At 29.9% G+C, this 21,261-nt stretch carries 19 protein-coding genes, 1 tRNA gene and 1 pseudogene; 13 read left to right on the forward strand and 8 right to left on the reverse strand.

Translation table 11 applies throughout. From position 1 onward, the window contains the following. Positions 1-14 precede the first annotated feature (14 nt). Together DYA59_RS06860 and DYA59_RS06865 are read left to right on the forward strand one after the other, a co-directional pair. Complete coding sequence (locus DYA59_RS06860) at positions 15-1,934, forward strand: acyl-CoA dehydrogenase family protein (protein WP_115270678.1); 1,920 nt, start codon at positions 15-17, stop codon at positions 1,932-1,934. A 16-nt stretch (positions 1,935-1,950) separates the two neighbouring features. Further along, the gene (locus DYA59_RS06865; protein ID WP_115270680.1) at positions 1,951-3,159 is read left to right on the forward strand and encodes an FprA family A-type flavoprotein; all 1,209 of its coding nucleotides are present in this window, start codon (positions 1,951-1,953) and stop codon (positions 3,157-3,159) included. 127 nt (positions 3,160-3,286) lie between these two features. On the opposite strand, the gene DYA59_RS06870 is transcribed toward DYA59_RS06865, so the two are convergent. Further along, positions 3,287-3,363 (reverse strand) — tRNA-Arg (locus DYA59_RS06870). A gap of 8 nt (positions 3,364-3,371) precedes the next feature. Further along, positions 3,372-4,583: an FprA family A-type flavoprotein gene (locus tag DYA59_RS06875; RefSeq protein WP_115270682.1), complete on the reverse strand. Its 1,212-nt coding sequence runs from the start codon at positions 4,581-4,583 to the stop codon at positions 3,372-3,374. A gap of 253 nt (positions 4,584-4,836) precedes the next feature. Between DYA59_RS06875 and lgt the strand changes: the two genes are divergently transcribed. Next, positions 4,837-5,703 (forward strand): prolipoprotein diacylglyceryl transferase, encoded by an 867-nt coding sequence (lgt, locus tag DYA59_RS06880; RefSeq protein WP_115270684.1) that lies wholly within the window; start codon positions 4,837-4,839, stop codon positions 5,701-5,703. A 382-nt stretch (positions 5,704-6,085) separates the two neighbouring features. Here lgt and rpmA read toward each other — a convergent pair whose 3' ends face one another. The 3 genes from rpmA to rplU are packed head-to-tail and all read right to left on the reverse strand — an operon-like array spanning position 6,086 to position 7,038. Then, positions 6,086-6,370, reverse strand: a complete 285-nt coding sequence (gene rpmA, locus DYA59_RS06885; protein ID WP_005883067.1) for a 50S ribosomal protein L27 — start codon at positions 6,368-6,370, stop codon at positions 6,086-6,088. Continuing rightward, entirely contained in the window at positions 6,371-6,706 is a 336-nt protein-coding gene (locus DYA59_RS06890; protein WP_115270686.1) for a ribosomal-processing cysteine protease Prp, read from the reverse strand. A gap of 20 nt (positions 6,707-6,726) precedes the next feature. After that, complete coding sequence (gene rplU / locus DYA59_RS06895; protein ID WP_115270688.1) at positions 6,727-7,038, reverse strand: 50S ribosomal protein L21; 312 nt, start codon at positions 7,036-7,038, stop codon at positions 6,727-6,729. 224 nt (positions 7,039-7,262) lie between these two features. Between rplU and DYA59_RS06900 the strand changes: the two genes are divergently transcribed. From DYA59_RS06900 to DYA59_RS06945, 10 genes and pseudogenes are all read left to right on the forward strand, one after another. Beyond that, the gene (locus tag DYA59_RS06900; protein WP_115270690.1) at positions 7,263-7,976 is read left to right on the forward strand and encodes a tRNA threonylcarbamoyladenosine dehydratase; all 714 of its coding nucleotides are present in this window, start codon (positions 7,263-7,265) and stop codon (positions 7,974-7,976) included. Between the two features lie 3 nt (positions 7,977-7,979). After that, complete coding sequence (locus tag DYA59_RS06905) at positions 7,980-8,483, forward strand: flavodoxin (RefSeq protein ID WP_115270692.1); 504 nt, start codon at positions 7,980-7,982, stop codon at positions 8,481-8,483. 69 nt (positions 8,484-8,552) lie between these two features. Further along, positions 8,553-9,257, forward strand: coding sequence for a toxin-antitoxin system YwqK family antitoxin (locus tag DYA59_RS06910; RefSeq protein ID WP_115270694.1), 705 nt, complete (start codon positions 8,553-8,555; stop codon positions 9,255-9,257). A gap of 71 nt (positions 9,258-9,328) precedes the next feature. Next, positions 9,329-10,279, forward strand: a pseudogene (locus DYA59_RS06915) (D-serine ammonia-lyase); the annotation flags it as partial. 113 nt (positions 10,280-10,392) lie between these two features. After that, complete coding sequence (locus DYA59_RS06920; RefSeq protein ID WP_115270696.1) at positions 10,393-11,751, forward strand: MATE family efflux transporter; 1,359 nt, start codon at positions 10,393-10,395, stop codon at positions 11,749-11,751. A gap of 93 nt (positions 11,752-11,844) precedes the next feature. Beyond that, the gene (locus DYA59_RS06925; RefSeq protein WP_115270698.1) at positions 11,845-13,020 is read left to right on the forward strand and encodes a nucleotidyltransferase; all 1,176 of its coding nucleotides are present in this window, start codon (positions 11,845-11,847) and stop codon (positions 13,018-13,020) included. After that, the gene (locus DYA59_RS06930; protein ID WP_115270700.1) at positions 13,013-14,335 is read left to right on the forward strand and encodes an MFS transporter; all 1,323 of its coding nucleotides are present in this window, start codon (positions 13,013-13,015) and stop codon (positions 14,333-14,335) included. Before DYA59_RS06925 ends, DYA59_RS06930 begins: the two co-directional genes overlap by 8 nt. A gap of 106 nt (positions 14,336-14,441) precedes the next feature. Beyond that, positions 14,442-15,791 carry a ComEC/Rec2 family competence protein gene (locus DYA59_RS06935; RefSeq protein WP_115270702.1) on the forward strand — a complete coding sequence of 450 codons (1,350 nt, stop codon included), beginning with the start codon at positions 14,442-14,444 and terminating at the stop codon, positions 15,789-15,791. After that, complete coding sequence (locus DYA59_RS06940; RefSeq protein WP_115270704.1) at positions 15,754-16,488, forward strand: site-2 protease family protein; 735 nt, start codon at positions 15,754-15,756, stop codon at positions 16,486-16,488. The genes DYA59_RS06935 and DYA59_RS06940 overlap by 38 nt, the downstream gene beginning before the upstream one ends. Further along, positions 16,488-17,078 (forward strand): IMPACT family protein, encoded by a 591-nt coding sequence (locus tag DYA59_RS06945; RefSeq protein ID WP_172606960.1) that lies wholly within the window; start codon positions 16,488-16,490, stop codon positions 17,076-17,078. Before DYA59_RS06940 ends, DYA59_RS06945 begins: the two co-directional genes overlap by 1 nt. Positions 17,079-17,123: 45 nt before the next feature. On the opposite strand, the gene DYA59_RS06950 is transcribed toward DYA59_RS06945, so the two are convergent. The 3 genes from DYA59_RS06950 to DYA59_RS06960 form a co-directional block, all read right to left on the reverse strand. Continuing rightward, complete coding sequence (locus tag DYA59_RS06950; protein ID WP_115270708.1) at positions 17,124-17,522, reverse strand: (deoxy)nucleoside triphosphate pyrophosphohydrolase; 399 nt, start codon at positions 17,520-17,522, stop codon at positions 17,124-17,126. A gap of 15 nt (positions 17,523-17,537) precedes the next feature. Beyond that, a complete protein-coding gene (locus tag DYA59_RS06955; RefSeq protein WP_115270710.1) occupies positions 17,538-20,363 on the reverse strand; it encodes a DEAD/DEAH box helicase in 2,826 nt (941 codons plus the stop codon). 113 nt (positions 20,364-20,476) lie between these two features. Further along, positions 20,477-21,232, reverse strand: a complete 756-nt coding sequence (locus DYA59_RS06960) for a substrate-binding domain-containing protein (RefSeq protein ID WP_115270712.1) — start codon at positions 21,230-21,232, stop codon at positions 20,477-20,479. Positions 21,233-21,261 lie beyond the last annotated feature (29 nt).

Genomic DNA, 21,261 nt, shown 5'->3' on the forward strand with positions numbered 1-21,261 from the left:
AGGAGGTTAATGTAATGCTTTTTAAAACAACTGATGTTCATGAGGAGTTACGTAAACAAGTTAGAGAATTTGCTGAGTCTGAAATTAAACCGATAGCTTTTATGTTAGATCAAAATAGTGAGTTCCCTACTGAAGCTATTAAAAAATTTGGAGAAATGGGTCTTATGGGTATCCCTTATCCTAAAGAATATGGTGGTGCAGGTATGGATACCCTAAGCTATGCTATAGCTGTAGAGGAGCTATCAAGAGTTGATGGAGGAACTGGGGTTATTTTATCTGCTCATGTTTCTCTTGGAACTTATCCAATATATGCCTTCGGTACTGAGGAACAAAAACAAAAATATCTTGTTCCTTTAGCTAAGGGAGAAAAAATTGGAGCTTTTGGACTTACTGAACCTAATGCTGGTAGTGATGCTGGTGGAACAGAAACAACAGCAGAACTAGTTGGGGATCATTATATTCTAAACGGTGGAAAAATATTTATAACTAATGCTGACAAAGCTGATATATATGTAGTTTTCGCTGTTACTACTCCTGATATCGGAACTAGAGGAATAAGTGCCTTTATAGTCGAAAAAGGTTGGGAAGGATTTACATTTGGAGACCATTATGATAAATTAGGAATACGTTCATCATCAACAGCAGAATTAATATTTAATAATGTAAAAGTACCTAAAGAAAATCTTCTTGGAAAAGAAGGTGAAGGGTTTAAAATAGCAATGACTACCCTTGATGGTGGAAGAATAGGAATCGCTTCTCAAGCTCTTGGAATAGCTCAAGGTGCTTATGAAAATGCTCTTGAATATGCTAAAGAAAGAATACAATTCGGAAAACCAATAGCTCAACAACAAATTATATCTTTTAAATTAGCTGATATGGCTACAAAATTAAGAGCAGCAAGATTTTTAGTATATAGTGCTGCTGAATTAAAAGAAAATCATGAGCCATATGGAATGGAATCGGCTATGGCAAAACAATATGCTTCTGATATCTGCCTTGAAGTTGTAAACGATGCATTACAAATATTTGGTGGTTCTGGATATTTAAAAGGAATGGAAGTAGAACGTGCTTATAGAGATGCAAAAATTTGTACAATTTATGAAGGAACAAATGAAATTCAAAGAGTTGTTATTGCTTCACATATTATCGGTAGAATGCCTAAAAGTGAAGGTAAAAAGAAAAAAGACAAAGCAAAAGGTGGAGTAACTGGTCCACGTAAAAATATGATATTTAAAGATGGAAGTCTAGAAGAAAAAGTTAATGCATTAGTTGAAAACTTAAAAAATGATGGATATGACTTCACTGTAGGAATTCCTGTTGATACTCCTATCCCATTAGCTGAACGTGTTGTAAGTGCTGGAAAAGGAATTGGAGCAAAAGAAAATATGAAGCTTATTGAAGATTTAGCATATCAGGTTGGAGCCGCTATTGGTTCATCAAGACCAGTTGCTGAAACTTTAAGATATATTCCTCTTAATCGTTATGTTGGAATGTCTGGACAAAAATTCAATGGAAATTTATATATAGCTTGTGGAATTTCCGGAGCTGGACAACATTTAAAAGGAATAAAAGATGCTACTACTATTGTCGCTATCAATAATAATCCTAATGCTCCTATATTTAAAAATGCTGATTATGGAATAGTAGGAGATGTAAAAGAAATCCTTCCTTTACTTACTCAGGCTTTAGATAATGGAGAAGAGAAAAAACCTGCTCCACCTATGAAAAAAATGAAAAGAGTAGTTCCTAAACCAACTAGACCATCATCTTGGAAAATACACGTATGTGGTGGTTGTGGATATGAATATGATCCTGCAATTGGAGATGAAGAAAACGAAATTCCTGAAGGAACATTATTTGAAAAATTACCAGAAGAATGGATTTGTCCAGATTGTGGAGAAGAAAAAAGTGCTTTTATTGAGATAGAGGATTAATTTAGGAGGAAAATATATGCATAATGTTAGAAAAATAACTGATGATTTATATTGGGTAGGAGGAGATGAACATCGTCTACACCTATTTGAAAATGTACATCCAATACCTAGAGGGGTTTCATATAACTCATACCTTTTATTAGATAAAAAAACTGTTCTATTTGATACTGTTGATTGGGCAATAGGACGTCAATTTATAGAAAATATTAAATATGTATTAAAAGATAGAAATCTTGACTATATGGTAATTAACCATATGGAACCTGACCATGCAGCTATGATTGAAGAAATAATAATGCACTATCCTGATGTTAGAATTATAAGTACAGAAAAATCTTTTTACTTCATGAATCAGTTTGGTTTCCATATCGATCCAGAAAAATGTGAAACAGTGGTTGAAGGTGACACAAAATCTTTTGGAAAACATAAAATATTATTTGTAGCTGCTCCTATGGTACATTGGCCAGAAGCAATGGTAAGTTTTGATTTAACAAATGGAGTTTTATTTAGCGCTGACGCTTTTGGAAGTTTTGGTTCATTAGATGGAAAGCTTTTCAATGATGAAGTAAATTTTGATAGAGATTGGATAAATGACGCTAGAAGATATTATACTAACATCGTTGGTAAATATGGTCCTCATGTACAATCACTACTAAAAAAAGCTAGTGGAATAGATATTAAAATAATTTGTCCTCTTCATGGTCCAGTATGGAGAAATAATTTTGAATATCTTTTAGACAAATATAACAGATGGAGTAAATACATTCCAGAAGAAAAAGGAGTTATGATAGTATATGCCTCTATGTATGGAAATACAGAAAATGCTGCTTCTGTACTTGCTACAAAACTTGTAGAAAAAGGTATGTCTAACGTACATATGTATGATGTATCAAAAGTACATGTGTCTGAGCTTATATCTGAAACTTTTAGATATAGCCATATAGTACTTGCATCTGTAACATATAATCTTGGAATATACCCTCCTATGCATAATTATTTAATGGATATGAAAGCTTTAAATGTTCAAAAAAGAACTATTGCTGTAGTAGAAAATGGTTCTTGGGCATGTAAAGTTGGAAGCTTAATGGTGCAAACTCTAGAAGAAATGAAAAATATGAATGTTTTAAATGAAAAAGTTACTCTTACTTCATCTATGACTGAAGATAATCATCTTGAGATGGATTCACTAGTTGATGCAATCTTAGATTCTATGAAAGATAAATAATCATTACTTAAATGGAAGAGAGATTAATTTCTCTCTTCTATTTTTCTTTTATGTAACTTTTATAAATAAAAAAGAGATATTTTTTATAAAAATACCTCAATATGAAATTAAATTTATTCTAATTATCTGGCGCCCCTAGAAAGATTCGAACTCTCGACCCTCTGATCCGAAGTCAGATGCTCTATCCAACTGAGCTATAGGAGCTATTGTTTTTAAATTCTATCTGATATTAATTTTGCTGCCATTTCTTCAGCAACTTTTTCTAATCTTGTTATATCTTCTGTTTTAGGAGTTCCTTTTACTTCTACTGATTCCCCTACTATTTCTATTCCTTTTAGATTATCTGCAAAAGCTTGAATCCCTCTTACTCCTCCTCCACTCCACATCATACTTCCAAAGATACCTATATATCTATTTTTCAAACCATAATTCTCTAATTTATGCAATAAAGGCTCTATTTTAGGATACACAGAGTTATTATGTGCACAAGATCCTATAAATAATCCCTTATATTTCCAAATTTCAGTAATTATAAAACTTAAGTCTGTCTTGGAAGCATCATAAATTTTAATTTCTTTTATTCCACAACAGTTCAATTTTCTTCCTATTATCTCAGCCATTTTAGCAGTATTTCCATACATACTTCCATATACTATTACTACTCCTTCTATCTCTGGTTCTAATTTTGCCCAAGTTTCATATAAGGAAATAACTTTAGATATATCTTTCCTCCACATTAATCCATGAGATGGGCAAATAAATCTTATTTCTAAACCGCTTAATTTTTTTAAAGCATTTAGTGCTTGTGGTCCGTATTTTCCTACAATATTTGAATAGTATCTTCTCATTTCATTTTGATAAAACTCAAAGTTTACTTGATCATCAAAAATTCCTCCATCTAATGTTCCGAAGCTTCCAAAGATATCATTTGAGAAAAGTATCTTATCTGTCAAATCATAAGTTATCATTGATTCTGGCCAATGTACCATAGGAACCATAGCAAAAGTCAATTTGTGTATTCCTAACTCTAAAATATCTCCCTCTTTAACAGTCACAAAATTTTCAACTGGAAAATCTGGAGAAAAAGCTTGTAACATTCCTAAAGTTTTTATATTTCCTACAATCTTGATTTCTGGAAATAATCTAATAACTTCTTTTAAACCACTTGAATGATCTGGTTCAACATGATTTACAACTATATAATCTAATTTCCTCCCAGCTAAGCATTCTACCACTTTATCTAAAAATGTAGAAGTACTTCCCATTTCTACGGCATCTATTACACAAGTTTTCTCATCACTAATGAAATACGAATTATAAGTCACCCCATTAGGTAATGGTAGATAATTTTCAAATCTTTCTGTCTTTCTATCATTAACACCAATCCAAGTTATAGTATTTGTAATCTCTGTACAAAAATACATTTTTTCCTCCTAGTAATAATTTATTTTTATTCCATAATTATACATTTTCCCAATACTTTTTAAGCAAAATTTTCAAAAATTAACTTTAATTTAACACTTCATTATATATTATAATAGAATTATCAAATTTTTTCAAATCTTTTTATTATTTTTTTTATTTTAAAATTCTTTTTTTTAATTCTGTTTGATTTATGTTATAATTATATATATTGCTTTATAGTGATACATTTTTAAATTTTCGGAGGTATATATTATGCACCCTGTACTTTTTTCAATTGGAAATTTTGAAATAAGATTTTATGGTTTAATGTATGCTATTTCATTTTTTCTAGGAATAGAAATAGCTAAATTTCTTGCTAGGGAAAGAGGATATAATGAAAAGATAGTAGAAAATTATGCTTTTATTGCTATGATATCTGGCCTTCTTGGTGGACGTCTTTATTATGTTTTTTTCAACTGGAGCTATTACTCTCAACATCCAACAGAAATATTAGCGACTTGGCATGGTGGAATGGCTATTCATGGTGGTATTATTGGTGGTATTATTGGTACCCTTATCTATGGATATATAAAAAAATTAAATCCTTTAATACTCGGAGATTTTGCTGCTGCACCACTCCTTTTAGGACAAGCACTTGGAAGATTTGGTAATTTTATGAATGGCGAAATTCATGGTGTACCTATCTTTACACCTTGGAGAGTAATTTTTTCCATTAAACCTAATTTTTATGAATGGTACAATAATTATCTTTCTCTTGATATAGTTGAGAAAATAAAATATAAAGCTCTTGTTCCTTGGGGAATTGTATTTCCTAGTTCATCTCCTGCTGGTGAAGAATTTCCTAATATTCCCTTACATCCAGCTATGCTTTATGAATTATTTTTTAATCTTTTAGGTTTTTTCTTTATATTTTTCTACTTGAGAAAAAAAGAAAATAAATCTCCAGGGTATCTTTGGTGGAATTACATTATAATATATAGTTTTATCCGAATATTTGTCAGTTTCTTTAGAGCAGAAGATTTAATGTTATTAGGTATGAGAGCTCCTCATCTCGTTAGTCTTCTTATGATTATTTTTTCAATCATTATGATAAAATGGAATCAACGATCTAAAAATTAAATATCCGATAGAATATATTTTTAATATACATAACTATTTAATATTTTCAAAGCAAAAAAATAACTAGAAATTCTTTTATATATTTTAACATAGAATATAAAAAATTCTAAAATTTGAAACTTTTAAGTTGAAGTTGAACAACCATTAAAACAAATTTAGATTAGTGGTTGTTTTCTTTATTTCTTATAAATTTTTCTTTTAATAAACAACTTTTATATTCCTTTGAATTACTTTTATCTATTACTATCTCTCATTTTCATTATATTTAATCAGCAGAGTTATTATAAAAACTTAACAAAAGAAAAAAGGCTATAGACAATTTAATTGTCTATAGCCTAAGAGCTAAAATTTTTGTGACTTCTATACTTTCTGATTAACTTAACTATTTTGAAGCGTATACAGATACTTGCTTTTTGTCTTTTCCTAATCTTTCAAATTTTACATATCCATCAATTAGAGCAAATAGAGTATGATCTTTACCCATTCCCATGTTATTTCCTGGGTGGAAAGCTGTTCCTCTTTGTCTTACTATGATGTTTCCAGCTTTTACAACTTCTCCATCATATTTTTTTACTCCAAGATATTTAGGATTTGAATCTCTTCCGTTTTTAACAGAACCTTGTCCTTTTTTGTGTGCAAATAATTGTATATTTAAAGTAAATTGCATCTATTTTTCCTCCTTCTCAACAAGCTTTATATTTTTAGGATAATCTTTTGATAAACTTTTTATCATTAATACCATGCTTTCTAATAAAGTATCTAGTTCTTTCTCTTTTCCCTTATTATCCATACCTCTCATATCTACACTTAAGTATCCATCAGAGTCTATTTCAAACTTAGGATAAATATCAAGCACATCTTGCATACCACCTAAAGGTAATTGTAATGCCATAGAAAGTGCAGCACAAACTATATCTTCACCATACTCAGCATAGCCTGAATGTCCGGTAGCTTTGTATCCTACAACTCTACCTTTTTTTCTATAAATTTCTACCTTTGTCATTGACAATCTAATTTAGACAATTAAGCGTTTATTGAAGTAACTTTAATCTCAGTAAATAGTTGTCTGTGACCTTTTTTTCTGTGGTATCCTGTTTTTGGCTTGTATTTGAAGTTAACTACCTTAGCTCCTTTACCTTGAGCAACAACTTCTGCAACTACTTTAGCTCCTTCTACTACAGGAGTCCCAACTTTTACAGTTTCTCCATTAGCTACTAAAAGAACTTCAGTTAATTCTACAGTTGTGTTAACTTCAGCATTTAATTTCTCTACTCTTAATACGTCACCTTCTGTAACTTTGTATTGTTTACCACCAGTTTTTATAACTGCGTACATTCTAACACCTCCAAAAGTATTAACAATCGCTGAATAGGGTTGCTGATGACCTCATTTCATGCGTAATCTAGATAAAATTATATCATATAACTTAAAGTTTGTCAAGAATTACTATATTTATCAAAGCATATTTTTTATATTTATTTTCAGAAAAGTATTGATTTTTTCTAAAAAAAAATGTATTATTTACTTATCTAGTAAAAAATTATGAGGTTGATTATTTTATGATGTTTCAGAGGACAGAACTTTTAATAGGAAGTGATAACTTAAATAAATTAAAAAATTCCCATATTATAGTTTTTGGTATCGGTGGAGTAGGAGGATTTGCTACTGAAGCACTTATCAGGGCTGGAATTGGAGAGATTTCAATTGTTGATTTTGATACAGTTGACATTACTAATCTTAATCGACAAATTATAGCACTTCAAAGTACAGTTGGTAAATTAAAAACCTCTGTGATGAAACAACGTCTTCTTGATATAAATCCAAATGTAGTTGTTCATGAATATTCTATAAAATTCTCCACAGAAAATATGGATATTTTTTTTAAAGATAAAACCTATTCATACATTGTAGATGCTATTGATTTAGTAACTTGCAAGTTGGATTTAATATCTCTTGCAAAAGATAAAAATATTCCCATTATTTCATCTATGGGAACAGGAAATAAACTAAATCCTACTATGTTAGAAGTAAGTGATATAAATAAAACTTCTGTGTGTCCATTAGCTCGTGTAATAAGAAAAGAATTAAAAAATAGAGGAGTTAAAAAATTAAAAGTTGTTTATTCCAAGGAAAAACCTAAAAAACCTCATAATTTAAGTGGAAGCCGAGAAAAAAGAGTGAATGTTGGGAGTATCTCTTTTGTTCCCTCAAGTGCTGGACTTATAATTGCTAGTGAGGTAATTAAAGATATTTGTAATTTATTAGGAGGATAAAAAATGAAAAAAATTGGAGTATTTTATGGTACAACATCTGGAACTACTACTGGAGTTGTTGATGAATTAGAATTTTATTTAAGAAAAGATGACTATGAGGTACACAATGTAGCTGATGGTATTTCTAACCTTTCTGAATATGAAAATTTAATTCTTATAACACCAACTTATGGTGTAGGAGAATTGCAAGCCGATTGGGAAAATGTTTATGATGAATTCTGTAAAATAGATTTTACTGGTAAAGTTATTGGTCTTATTGGACTTGGAAATCAATACGCTTTTGGAGAATCTTTTGTTGGTGGAATAAAAGTCCTTTATGATGTTATTGTTAACAACGGAGGAAAAGTTGTTGGATTTACATCAACCGAAGGATATCATTTTGAAGAATCTGATTCTGTAATTGAAGATAAATTTATAGGGCTTGCTATTGACGAAGGAAACCAAGGAGATTATACCCCTGAAAAACTAAAAACTTGGTTTGAAGAAATTAAACCTGAATTTAATTAAATTTTCCTTAAATTTTTATAAAAAAAATAGTATAATTTAAATGTCAATATTTTTAAAAGGAGTAAGACCATGAAAAAAATAATTTCGTTTATATTATCTATTATTTTATGTTCGTCTATTTTTGCCTCTAGTTTTCAAGAAATTATGCCTCTTGAAAAAAATACTTCCTATAATTTTGAAGAAAATCTCACTAATTTTGAGTTAGAAAATAAATCTCTAGTGACACAAGATAAGGGAAAAGAATCATTTATTAAAACTAGAATAGAGGATTTAGGAATAAAAAGAATAGCATCTGATGGAAAGGTATATGCTGGAAATGAAACTGTTCCTTATAGTGGAAAATTTGCTCTCTTTTTAGGAGATATTACAGAATACACAGAAACTTATGTTGATGGTATACTTAATGGTCCAAAAACTTGGTATTCCCACAATGGTATTATTATTCTTGAAGAGAATTATATTAACAATAAAGTTGAGGGAGAGCAAAAAGCTTACCATGAAAATGGTAATATAAAGTCTATTGTTAACTATAAAAATGGTAAAATAATAGGAATTGAGGCATTTGCTAAAAATGGTTCTCTATTACATAAAAGTGATCTAAGTAAAGGAACTGGAATATGGAAGTATTTTTGGGAAAATGGGAATATTCTTGAAGAAGGTAATTATAAAAACTGGAAAAAAGATGGTAAATGGATTAAATACCGTGAAAATGGCAAAGTTGATGTTACTACTATCTATAAAAATGGAAAGCTTATTGAACAAATTTGGAGTTAAACGATTTTGTAAAATATATTTTTAATCAAAGCTCCTGATTAAGATAAAATAACTCAAGATTAAAATTTGCTGAAGATGTAGCTATCAAAAGTGGAAAATTAAAGATTACAGATAACTACGAAATTTTAGATAGTGAAGATTTTAGAAAGATTTTTTCTCAATACTCAATAGCAGTTGGTTCTACTGGAAATCTTGGATTATCTATTGGAATAATGGGAGCTAAGCTAGGATTTAAAGTAACAGTTCATATGTCAGCAGATGCTAGACAATGGAAAAAAGATATGCTTAGAAGTAAAGGTGTCAATGTTATTGAATATAAAGAGGATTATAGCAAAGCTGTTGAAGAGGGACGTAAGCAAGCTAGCCTTGATAAAAATTGTCATTTTATAGATGATGAAAACTCTAAAACTCTTTTCTTAGGTTATACAGTAGCTGCTCTTCGTCTAAAAAAACAGCTAGAGGAAAAAAATATAGTAATCACTAAGGAGAATCCTCTATTTGTTTATCTTCCTTGCGGAGTAGGGGGAGGTCCTGGGGGAGTTATGTTTGGTCTAAAATCTATTTTTGGAGATAATGTCCATTGCTTTTTTGCTGAGCCAACTCACTCTCCTTGTATGACTCTTGGACTTGCTACTAAGCTACACGATAAAGTTTGTGTACAAGATTTTGGAATAGATAATAAAACTGCTGCTGATGGACTTGCTGTGGGTAGAGCATCTAGTTTTGTAGGTAGATGTGTAGAAAATATTGTATCTGGTTCTTATACTTTAAGTGATGAGCAAATGTATATATATCTAACTCAAATGGCAGATTTAGAAAATATTTACCTTGAGCCTAGTGCTTTAGCTGGAGTAAAGGGAATAGAGCTCATTGAAAAAGATAAGGTTGGAGAGAGTTATTTGAAAGCCCACAATATCAAAAAAGTAAATATCACTCATATAGCTTGGGCAACTGGTGGAAATATGGTTCCTAGAGATATTATGAACGAATATGTAAATAAAGGAAAAGAATTATTAAAATAATCAAAATTGACAGAAAAAGAATAAAATAGTATAATAACAAAGGAATAAAATATATAAAAAAGCAGATGGGCGGCTGATAACCCACCTGCTTTTATTTTTTTGTAGGAGGATTTATGTTAATTAATTTTAAGAAAGATAGAGAATTTTTCAAAAATCTTTTAATCTTAGCTATTCCAATTATTTTACAAAACTTTATTGGAGCATCATTAAACTTACTTGATAACTTGATGATAGGTAGTCTTGGGGAAAATGCTATCGCTTCAACAGGAATAGCCAACCAATATTATATGCTTTACTACAATGCTACCAATGGTATAGTTATGGGAGCCGGAATCTTTATGGCTCAATATTGGGGTAAAAAAGATATAAAAAGCATCTATAAATTTATGGGAATATCTCTTCTTTTCTCCCTTATTACAGCTATTTTATTTGTTATAGGTGGAGTCTTCTTTTCTGAAAATATCATGGGAATATTTACTCAAGAGAAAATTGTTTCTGACTTAGGAAAAGATTATCTAGCTGCTGTGGCACCTAGTTATATTTTTACAAGTATATCTCTCTCTTTTGCTATGGCTCTAAGAAGTGCTGGTTATACAAAAATACCTATGTACGCTAGTTTGATTGGACTAATTTTCAATGGAATTTTAAACTACATACTTATCTTTGGAAAATTTGGTGCCCCAGCTCTTGGAGTAACTGGTGCTGCCCTTGGAACTACTGTAGCTAGACTTATGGAGATGAGCTTTATACTACACACTATATATATTAGAGATAAAAATATTATAGCTGCTAAAGTTAGTGAGATGTTTACTTTTACAAGAGATTTAATCAATAAATTTATCAAAACTGCTACTCCTGTTGTATTTAATGATGTAATGTGGATAGGAGGAATTACTGTATATTTTATAGCTTACTCTAAACTTGGAACTAATGCCACTGCTACTATGCAGATAGCTAATACAATAAATAATACCTTTAATATATTTGCTATTGGTATCGCTATTGCCACTAGTATAGTAATAGGAAATAAAATTGGAGCAGGAAAAGAGAGTGAAGCTAAGGAAGCTGCTATAAAGATAAATATTTTTGGAGTTTTCCTTGGAATTATTGTGGGAATATTTTTCTATTTTCTTTCTCCTCTTATTGTTCTTTTATTTAAGATTACTCCAGAAACAAAAGCTAATGTTATAACTGTTTTAAAAATAATGTCAGTATTTGTTCCTATTAGATTTTTTGGAGCTGTGCAAATACTTGGAGTATTACGTGGTGGTGGAGATGTATTGTATGCTATTATTGTTGAGCTAATAGCTGTATGGGGAATAGGAGTTCCTCTATCTTTTTTAGGAGCTACATATTTTAAATATCCTATCACAACTGTTTACTTCTTTGTTTGTATGGAAGAACCTTTTAAGATGATAGCTACTCTACCTAGATTAATCTCTGGTAAATGGATTAGAAACTTAGTAAAATAATTTAAGGAGAGGTTTACCCTCTCCTTATTTTTATATAAATTTCTAAATAAAATATGATATAATATGAAAATAAAATCAAAGAAAGGAGAGAAGATGAAAGCCACAGGAATAGTAGTGGAATACAATCCTTTTCACAATGGACACAGATACCATCTACAAAAAGCTAAAGAATTGAATCCTGACTCTATCATCATAGCTGTTATGAGTGGAGATTTCGTTCAAAGGGGAGAACCTTCAATAATTGATAGGTGGACAAAGGCTAAGATGACTTTAGCTAATGGAGTGGATATGGTAGTAGAGTTACCTGTTTTTTATTCTTCACAGAACGCAGAGATTTTTGCTAAAGGAGCTATTGGAATTTTAGAAGAATTAAGATGTAACTCTATGGTATTTGGTTCAGAGAGTGGAGAGATTGAAGAGTTAAAAAGAATATCTACACTTCAAGAAAGTGATGAGTTTAAAATAAAATTAAAAGAAAGATTAAAAGAGGGACACTCATATCCCACTGTACATAGTCTAACTATGAAAGAGATTTTAGGAGAGAGTGAACTTAACTCCAACGATATCTTAGGACTTGAATATATAAAAGCTATCAGATATTGGAAAAGTTCCATAACACCTATGGCTCTAAAAAGAGAAAAGGTAGGGTATCACGATATAAATATTGTAGGAGATTTTGCAAGTGCTACAAAGATTAGAGAGCATCTTAAAAAAAATGAAGAGATTAAAAATATTGTTACAAAGGAAAGCTATAATATTTTAAAAGATTATGATAACTTTACATATATGGAAAATTTTTATCCTCTTATTAGATATGAGTTAATTAAAAACTCTAAAAAACTATCTGATATACAGGATATGGAGATTGGTTTTGAAAATAGGCTCTATGAAGGAGCAGTAAAATTTTCTGACTATAAAGATTTTTTCCAAGCTATTAGCAATAGGAGATACACTATGGGAAGAGTGCAGAGGGTACTCACTCATACACTTTTAGGACTTACTAACTCTATCACTAAAGATGTAAAAAAATCTATTCCCTATGTGAGAGTACTAGGATTTAATTCTAAAGGAAGAGAGTATTTAAACTATCTAAAGAAATTTGAAAATAGTAAGATTATCACCTCTTACAAAAAAATGAATGAGATTTTTTCTCCAGAAGTTTGCTCTCTAATAGAGTTTAATGAGGAAAGCTCAAAAATATATAGACTTATAAATAATTACAAGGACTATAAGTCCCCAATAATTTTAAAGGAGGAAACTAATGAGTAAAAGATTACCTACAAGTATACAGATTTTTTATGGATTAGGGGTAAGCTATGCCATTGTTGACCAGATATTTGCTCAATGGATACTATATTTCTATCTACCACCAGAGAGTTCAGGACTAAAGCCTGTAATGGCTCCACTTCTTATCTCACTAGCTCTAGTTATTTCAAGATTTGTAGATATGGTAACAGACCCAGTGGTAGGATTTTTATCTGATAAAGTAAATACAAGATGGGGTAGGCGTATTCCTTTTATAGCTGTGGGAATTATTCCATTAGCACTATTTACTATTGCTTTTTTCTATCCACCTATGAATAATGAAAAATTAGCTTTTATCTATCTAGCTATAGTTGGTTCTATGTTCTTTACTTTTTATACAATAGTAGGAGCACCTTATAACTCTCTTATTCCAGAGATAGGACAGACAACTGAAGAGAGATTAAATCTTTCCACTTGGCAATCAGTTTTTAGATTAGTCTATACAGCTATCGCTATGATTATTCCTGGAGCATTAATAGGAATGATAGGTAAGGGAGATACCCTTGTAGGTGTAAGAGGTATGGTTATCTCTCTATGTGTGTTAGTTATTATTGGTGGACTTATCACTGTATTTTTAGTTCCTGAGAAAAAATACTCACTTGGTAAAACTTCTCAAGCTAATTTTAGAGATACTATGAAGATAGTTTTTAAAAATAAAGCTTTTATCAATTATCTTTTTGGACTTCTATTTTTCTTTATAGGTTTTAATAATCTAAGAGCTATAATGAACTACTTTATAGAAGATATTATGGGAATGGGAAAAGGAGCTATTACTATTGCATCAGCTCTTCTCTTTGGAATGTCAGCTCTATTTTTCTATCCCACAAATAAACTTTCTAAAAAATATGGATATAGAAAAATTATGTTATCTTGTTTAGCTATGCTTACATTTTTTACTCTCTGTCTATTCCAATTAGGAAAAATTATTCCAATTTCTATGGGATATCCACTTTTTGCTCTAATTGGTATACCAGTAGCTGGTTCAGCTTTTATCTTCCCACCAGCTATGCTCAGTGAAATAGGTAGTAAGATAAGTGAAGAGAATGGAAATAGAATAGAGGGAGTTTGTTTTGGTATACAGGGATTTTTCTTAAAGATGGCTTTTATGATATCTATACTTATACTTCCAATTATATTAGTAGCTGGAAATGGAGATATCCTTTCTGCTATTACTACAGCACCTAAGGGAGTAGAAAAATCTGGTATATACCTCACTTCTTTAGTTTCAGCTATATCTTTTATAATATCTTTCTTTTTCTATTATAAGTATGAAGAGTAATAAAAAAATACCCTTATAAAAGGGTATTTTTTATACAAAATATCTAGTGGATTAAAAGTATATTATATAGTAAAATATAGTATATTGAGGACAAAGGGAGAGAGCTATGGAAGTAATCTATCTTATAGCTTTAGAGATTAGTATCATCTTAGGAGCACTAAAATTTTTCTCTTTAGAGCTTGGAATATTTTTCAGTTTAATTTTAGTTTTAGGCATTTTTATCTTTAACAGAGAAAAAAATATTTTTCTTTTATTACTTCCTATTCTATTTTTAATTAGAGTTTTCTTTTTATTCAACTCTTCAAATAGTATAGGAGATATAAAAACTTTCCAAATTTCACTCTATGAAGGGCGTGGAAAGATTGAAAAAATAGATAATAGATATCCTTTTAATAATTTATATCTCTATCTTTCCAATAAATCCAATGGTAAATATGAAGTGATTGGAGAAATAAAAGAAATTAATAAAAAGTATGGAAATGAATACTTAGATATCCAAGTGGAAAAGATTACCTCTCTACCTCAAAATAGTATACACAGATATTTTCAAAAGAAAAGTGAACATCTTTTAAAAAACTCTGGTTATGATATGAAAAGAGTGTATGAGGCAGTTATTTTAGGAAAGGGATATAGGCTTACACAGGAGATGAGAGAAAAATTTAACTATATAGGGATTTCACATCTTATGGCTCTATCAGGTTTTCATATAGGGCTGGTTATCTCAATTATCTCTTTTCTCCTTCCTACAAAGTTACCTTTGAAAAAAAGAGAGAGGAATATATTTTTATTAATTACCTTGACCCTATACTATCTTGGGATAGAACATTCTCCTTCACTAAATAGAGCATATATTATGGGAGCTATCTATCTTCTTGGAAAAATTTTAGATGAGAATACAGAATTATTAAAAACTCTCACCGTAAGCTATGTTTTCTCACTTATTATAAATCCTGCTTCTATTAACAGCATTTCATTTCAACTATCCTATGGAGCTGTATTTGTTATAGCAGGAATTTTTCCCTATATTAAAACTAAAATATATAAAGGGAAGTCTAAGATAGTAGATGGAATTTTACTTACACTAAGCATTCAATTTTTTCTTACACCTCTACTTATTCAGGAGTTTAGTGTTATACAACTTCTATCTTTTGTTACCAATATGATAGTAGTTCCAATAGGAAGTCTATTTATATCTCTTGGATTTATTGGACTTCTTTTAGAAAATTTTTCATTAGGATTTTTAATTACTCCAATATTAAATATAGTTTTTAAACTATTTTTTATATTGGTAAATTTTTTTAATGCTATTCCTTTTATGAGTATAAAATATAAAAATGAGAGTAAGCTTATAACTATTTTCTATATTTTTCTTATAGCAGGAGTATTTATCTTAAAATTTAGAAAGGATTATAAAAAAGATGAAAAGATTTATAAACGAACTAAAATATCTCAATAGAGGTATGCCTACCTCTACAAAAATTATACTTGGAGTGATTATTGCATATATTTTATTAAGCTTTGGTAAAAATATACTTTTCAATCCCTCTATCTTTATCAATATAGCTATACTTCTATTTTCTCTGCTTGTTCACGAGATTTCTCATGGAGTTATGGCCTATATCTGTGGAGATAATACTGCTAAAAATTATGGAAGATTAAGTTTAAATCCTCTACATCATCTAGACCCATTGGGAACTATTTTTCCTATACTTCTAATTTTATCTGGCTCTTCCTTTGTCTTTGGTTGGGCAAAACCTGTACCTATCAATTATTACAGATTAAAATATGGAAGATTGGGAGAATTTTTAGTAGCAATAGCTGGAGTACTATCAAATATTCTATTAGCTATCATTGGTATGTTTTTATTCAAACATTTCTATGAGTTATTAGCTCCTCTACATCTACTTGAGCCTATACTTTATATGATTAGCTTGAATATTTTACTTGCTGTATTTAATATTATACCAATACCACCACTAGATGGTTCAAGAGTACTTGCTTCAATAGGTAGTTATGATTTAAGAGATAGTATCTTCCATATGGATAGATATGGTATTTTTATAATTATGATTCTAAGTTGGACTGGATTTTTATATAAATTTATAGCCCCAGTTTATATGGCTATTCTTAGTTTTTTAGATAAATTAATTTAATGGAGAGATTTATGAAAAGTGTTGCTAGAGAGTATGTTATTGAATTTGAAGAGAGAAAATCAAAATTTATAGGCTATGTAAAGCCTGTTGGAAGTAAGGTAGAAGCTGAGGAGTTTATTCAATCTATAAAAAATAAGCACCCAGATGCTACTCATAACTGTTCTGCCTATAAGGTAGTAGACAATGGACAGGAGTACTTTAAAACTGATGATGATGGAGAACCTAGTGGTACTGCTGGTAACCCAATGGGGGATATCATTACCTATATGGAAGTTACAAACCTTGCTGTTGTAGCTACTAGATATTTTGGTGGAATAAAGTTAGGAGCTGGTGGACTTGTTAGAAACTATGCTAAAACAGCTAAACTTGCTATACAGGAAGCTGGTATAGAGGAGTATGTAGAGAGAAAAATCTATCTTATCGATTTTTCCTATGAAAGAATTGGAGAGGTAGAATCTATCTTAAACAGTGCTAGAGCTGAGTATTTAGATAAAGGGTACAATGATAGAGTAACTTATAAGGTTAGAATTGATACACCTACTCTTGAAAATCTTCAAGCTTTAAGAGATATTATGATAATAGATCTATAAAAATAAAGGAGCTATTGTAATAATTTGTAATAGCTCCTTTATTAATTATTTTCCATTTATTAATTTTTCAACTATTGGATAATCTGTAGGCACCCAAACTAGAGAAGTTAAATTCTCTCTTTTTAACCATACAAAACCTGAATGCTCCTTTAATTCAAAACTCATATTATTAGAAAACTTACAAATATAGCAAGTTAGATTAATTATCACATTTTCATACTCTTTTTCTACCTCCATAAAATATCTATCTATATCTATCTCAAGGTTTAATTCTTCTTTAAGCTCTCTTTTTAGAGCTTCCTCTTTTTCTTCTCCACTCTCTATTTTTCCTCCTGGAAACTCCCACATGTTTCCTAAAGATTTATCTTTAGGTCTTAGTGTACAAAGTATCTCTTTATTTTCATTTTCTATTATTGCACCTACAACTTTAACTATTTTTTTCATATTATCACTTCCAGATTATTTTATAATATATTGATATAAGCTACTTTCAATTTCATTTTTTAATAATAATTCATACTCTACTACTTGATTTCCTTTATAGTTTATTATCTCCTTAGGATTCAATACCTTTCTAACTTGTCCAAGATAGTAAAAGTTCTCTCCAGATTTTTTCTTAATAAAGGCTTCTAAAGTATAATAATTTTCTGCTATTTTTCCCTCTGCTGTAAGTTTCCCATTTCTACTTAGACACCTTTGATTTTTTGAATACCAAGTAAATCTTCTATTATCAAAAAACTTATTATCATACTGTGTAAAAGGTGGTGTATCATCTAAAGTAATAAATAGTATTACCTTTCTCTGCTCTTCAAAAACAGTATATCCACTTACTTGGTAACCATTATTAAAATCTAAATTGAGATACCAAAATGCCTCCTGCTTACTATACTCCTTATATCTTAATATGCTCTCCTCTTCTATCTGTTTATAATTTTTCTCTACATATGCCAAGTTATATTTTATCAAATCATCTATTAGATTTTTAAAATACTCTTTCTCTTTGTAACTTTTTCTGAAATCACTACTTAAAACTATATCCTCTCCATATCTTTCAACAATAGGTAAAAACTCCTTAGCTGTTGAAAGACTTACAAATATCTCCTTTGCTAAATGCTTTATAGCATTTTCTATATTTTCCTTTTGATTACTTAAAGAGTATCTCTCTTTTAAAATTTTCTCTATCTCATCTATATCTATTTTTTCATCTCTCAGTAACTTTTCTAAGATTACCATCTCATGCACTCTTTTAGCTGGAGTAAAAAAGCTAGATAAAAAAGTTAAATAGTTGCTCTCCCTTTCATTAAGAACTGTAAACTCCTCTCTAGGTTTTAAAATTCTAAGTACCTCATCATAAGTTTTCTTATATTTCAATATTACACTTGGCTCTATCATATTCTTTTCAAAAAAATCATATAGCATAGGTATTCTTCCAAGTTGTTTTTCAAGAAGTACAAAGTCTTTTTCTATATTTTTCTTTGTAGAAAAGTTTGTCTTATTAATATTTTCAAAAATTCTCTCCTTAACTATCTCCTCAAAAATTATAGAGCTCTGCCCTGGAATCATATCTGTTCCATTCATTATAAATCTTTTCATATAGTCTTTATCATAGCTACTATTTTGAGATACAGCTACAGGAATTAAAAAGTTTTTCTCATAGTTCCCTATAAAATCAAGTATAACTACATACTCCTTATCTGGATATTTTCTAAGTCCTCTCCCTAGTTGTTGGATATATACAATTGATGACTCAGTAGGACGTAACAGTATCACTTGATTTACACAGGGGATATCTACTCCCTCATTGAATATATCCACAGTTATAATATACTCTATCTTACCATTTTCAAGCTCTGTTATAGCCTTTTCCCTTTTCTCATCACTATCATCTCCAACTAAAGCTACACATTTTACTCCCCTCTCTTGAAATCGTTCCTCAAGAAGTAGTGCTTCCTCTACACGAGATACAAAGATAAGTCCATGAAGCTTTTCTCCACTATATCCATAAAATTTACTCTTCTCTAAAATATGATTTACCCTTTCAGATGTTGTGAGTTTTTTTATTCCACTCTTCTCATTTATTAATTCCCCATCTACCTCTATATCAGAGATACCAAAATAATGAAAAGGGCATAGTAGCTCCTCTTTTAAAGCATCATGCAATCTAATTTCATAAGCTATATTATTATCAAATAACTTATATATATCAAAATTATCTCCTCTCTCTGGAGTAGCTGTCATTCCCAATAAAAATTTAGGAGTAAAATAATTGATAACAGTCTGATAGCTCTTTGCTCCTCCATGATGTACCTCATCTACCACTATATAGTCAAAATAATCTGGAGAAAATTTTGCCAGATGCTTCTCTTTACTTAAAGTTTGTATCATAGCAAAAACAACATCTGCTCCTTCTACTTCCTCATCTCCATAGATTACTATTTTTTTATCTCTTAAAATATTTTCATAGGCTTCCTTTGCCTTTTGAAGTATAGTTTTTCTATGAGCTATAAAGAGCACTTTTTGAAGGTTTGAATTTTTTACATCAAAGGCACTGAGATAAGTTTTCCCTGTCCCTGTTGCACTAATAAGAAGTCCTCTTTTTTCATAATTTCTCAAAACTTTCAGATTTTCAAGAGCCTGTCTTTGCATAAGATTAGGAGTTATCTCCTTATACTCTCTTATCTCTTTCTTTCTTTTCTTGTTGTACTCTTTTGTAAGTGTATATATTTTTTCATACTCATCAAGAGAATCACTATCCAATATTGGGGTTCTATCATAAATCTCATAAAAATTATTTAAAATATCATGGGCTATCTTTCCATCTTTAAGAGAGTTAATTTTTAAATTCCATTCAAAATTTACAGTGAGAGCTGTTTGAGTAAGATTACTACTTCCCACTATCATTGTCCATATATCTCCCTTTCTAAAGAAATATCCCTTAGCATGAAATTTTTCATCTGACAGTATCTTCAACTCTATATTTTTAAACTCTAAAAGTTTTTTAAGTGCCTTAGGTTGAGTAAAAGTTAGATAATCCCCAGTTAAAATTTTTCCCCTTACACCTCTTTTCTCTAAATCTTTTAACTGTTCAAGTATCATAGTAACTCCACCTAAAGTTATAAAGGCTACTGAGATTATAAATTCATCACAACTTTCTAGCTCTCTTCTTATTAAACTTATTATTTTCTCTTCTCTATTGGAGATAAGCTTATGCTGATAAGATAGAATAGATTCCATATTTCTATCTATCAAACTTGTTTTTATACTATCAATTAATATATTTTTCATAAATTTCCTCTTCATATTAAATAAAAAATACCAGCTCTACCCATAACAGATATTTTTGCTGGTATATTTTTCTTTATTATATCATGTTAAAATTTATAGTTCAATAAAGTATTTTATCTTTCCCAACCTAATTCTTTATAAATACTTTCTACTTCTTTACTTTCTGCAAATTTTATGAAATCTAATATTTCCTTATTCGCATTTTTTCTTGCAACTAAATTTAAATCTCTATATACAACTAAGTCTTTTTCTATTTCAACAATATCTCCATATCCTGGGTTACTTTTTGCCCAATCTATCCAAGTTATCCATGCATCTACTTTATCATCATTTAAAAATAAATTTCTAGCCGTTCCACTATTTGGTGTAAATGAAACAATATTTTTTCTAAATTTCTTAACTATATCAATATTTTTTGTACGTCCTATCATATCTTCCCAAGCACCTGTACCAGAAGTATTACTTTTTCCCATTCCTTCTGGAGCTATTATTCCTACTTTTTTGTTAGCTAAATCTTTTAATCCTTTTATCTTTTTAGGATTTCCTTTTTTAACTAAAATTATAGCTCTTCTCAAATATAAGGGTTCTATCTCATTCACATCAAATCTTTCTTTATGATCATCTGCTATTGCTATTGCAGATTGTTCAGAAGATCCAAACAATATATCTGCATCTACTTTCGCTCTCTCATTCCATGTACTTTGTGGTCCAAAATTTACATTAACCTTTATCCCAGTTTTTTCTTCATATTTTTTAGCCACTTTTTGAAGAGCTGTATGAGGTCCCCCTGGTCCATATAAATTTATATCAGCAAAAGCTGTTAAACTTACTGTCAAAATTGCTCCCATTAAAAAAATTTTTTTTAACATCTCCTTCTCCTTTTATTTAAGTTATTTTT

The organism is Fusobacterium necrogenes, assembly GCF_900450765.1.
Lineage (GTDB): Bacteria > Fusobacteriota > Fusobacteriia > Fusobacteriales > Fusobacteriaceae > Fusobacterium_A > Fusobacterium_A necrogenes.

What these genes read in the sequence shown, in the direction of transcription:
- DYA59_RS06860 (WP_115270678.1), top strand. Translation starts at nt 15, where the DNA reads ATGCTTTTTAAAACAACTGATGTTCATGAGGAGTTACGTAAACAAGTT.
- DYA59_RS06865 (WP_115270680.1), top strand. Translation starts at nt 1,951, where the DNA reads ATGCATAATGTTAGAAAAATAACTGATGATTTATATTGGGTAGGAGGA.
- DYA59_RS06875 (WP_115270682.1), bottom strand. Translation starts at nt 4,583, where the DNA reads ATGTATTTTTGTACAGAGATTACAAATACTATAACTTGGATTGGTGTT.
- lgt (WP_115270684.1), top strand. Translation starts at nt 4,837, where the DNA reads ATGCACCCTGTACTTTTTTCAATTGGAAATTTTGAAATAAGATTTTAT.
- rpmA (WP_005883067.1), bottom strand. Translation starts at nt 6,370, where the DNA reads ATGCAATTTACTTTAAATATACAATTATTTGCACACAAAAAAGGACAA.
- DYA59_RS06890 (WP_115270686.1), bottom strand. Translation starts at nt 6,706, where the DNA reads ATGACAAAGGTAGAAATTTATAGAAAAAAAGGTAGAGTTGTAGGATAC.
- rplU (WP_115270688.1), bottom strand. Translation starts at nt 7,038, where the DNA reads ATGTACGCAGTTATAAAAACTGGTGGTAAACAATACAAAGTTACAGAA.
- DYA59_RS06900 (WP_115270690.1), top strand. Translation starts at nt 7,263, where the DNA reads ATGATGTTTCAGAGGACAGAACTTTTAATAGGAAGTGATAACTTAAAT.
- DYA59_RS06905 (WP_115270692.1), top strand. Translation starts at nt 7,980, where the DNA reads ATGAAAAAAATTGGAGTATTTTATGGTACAACATCTGGAACTACTACT.
- DYA59_RS06910 (WP_115270694.1), top strand. Translation starts at nt 8,553, where the DNA reads ATGAAAAAAATAATTTCGTTTATATTATCTATTATTTTATGTTCGTCT.
- DYA59_RS06920 (WP_115270696.1), top strand. Translation starts at nt 10,393, where the DNA reads ATGTTAATTAATTTTAAGAAAGATAGAGAATTTTTCAAAAATCTTTTA.
- DYA59_RS06925 (WP_115270698.1), top strand. Translation starts at nt 11,845, where the DNA reads ATGAAAGCCACAGGAATAGTAGTGGAATACAATCCTTTTCACAATGGA.
- DYA59_RS06930 (WP_115270700.1), top strand. Translation starts at nt 13,013, where the DNA reads ATGAGTAAAAGATTACCTACAAGTATACAGATTTTTTATGGATTAGGG.
- DYA59_RS06935 (WP_115270702.1), top strand. Translation starts at nt 14,442, where the DNA reads ATGGAAGTAATCTATCTTATAGCTTTAGAGATTAGTATCATCTTAGGA.
- DYA59_RS06940 (WP_115270704.1), top strand. Translation starts at nt 15,754, where the DNA reads ATGAAAAGATTTATAAACGAACTAAAATATCTCAATAGAGGTATGCCT.
- DYA59_RS06945 (WP_172606960.1), top strand. Translation starts at nt 16,488, where the DNA reads ATGGAGAGATTTATGAAAAGTGTTGCTAGAGAGTATGTTATTGAATTT.
- DYA59_RS06950 (WP_115270708.1), bottom strand. Translation starts at nt 17,522, where the DNA reads ATGAAAAAAATAGTTAAAGTTGTAGGTGCAATAATAGAAAATGAAAAT.
- DYA59_RS06955 (WP_115270710.1), bottom strand. Translation starts at nt 20,363, where the DNA reads ATGAAAAATATATTAATTGATAGTATAAAAACAAGTTTGATAGATAGA.
- DYA59_RS06960 (WP_115270712.1), bottom strand. Translation starts at nt 21,232, where the DNA reads ATGTTAAAAAAAATTTTTTTAATGGGAGCAATTTTGACAGTAAGTTTA.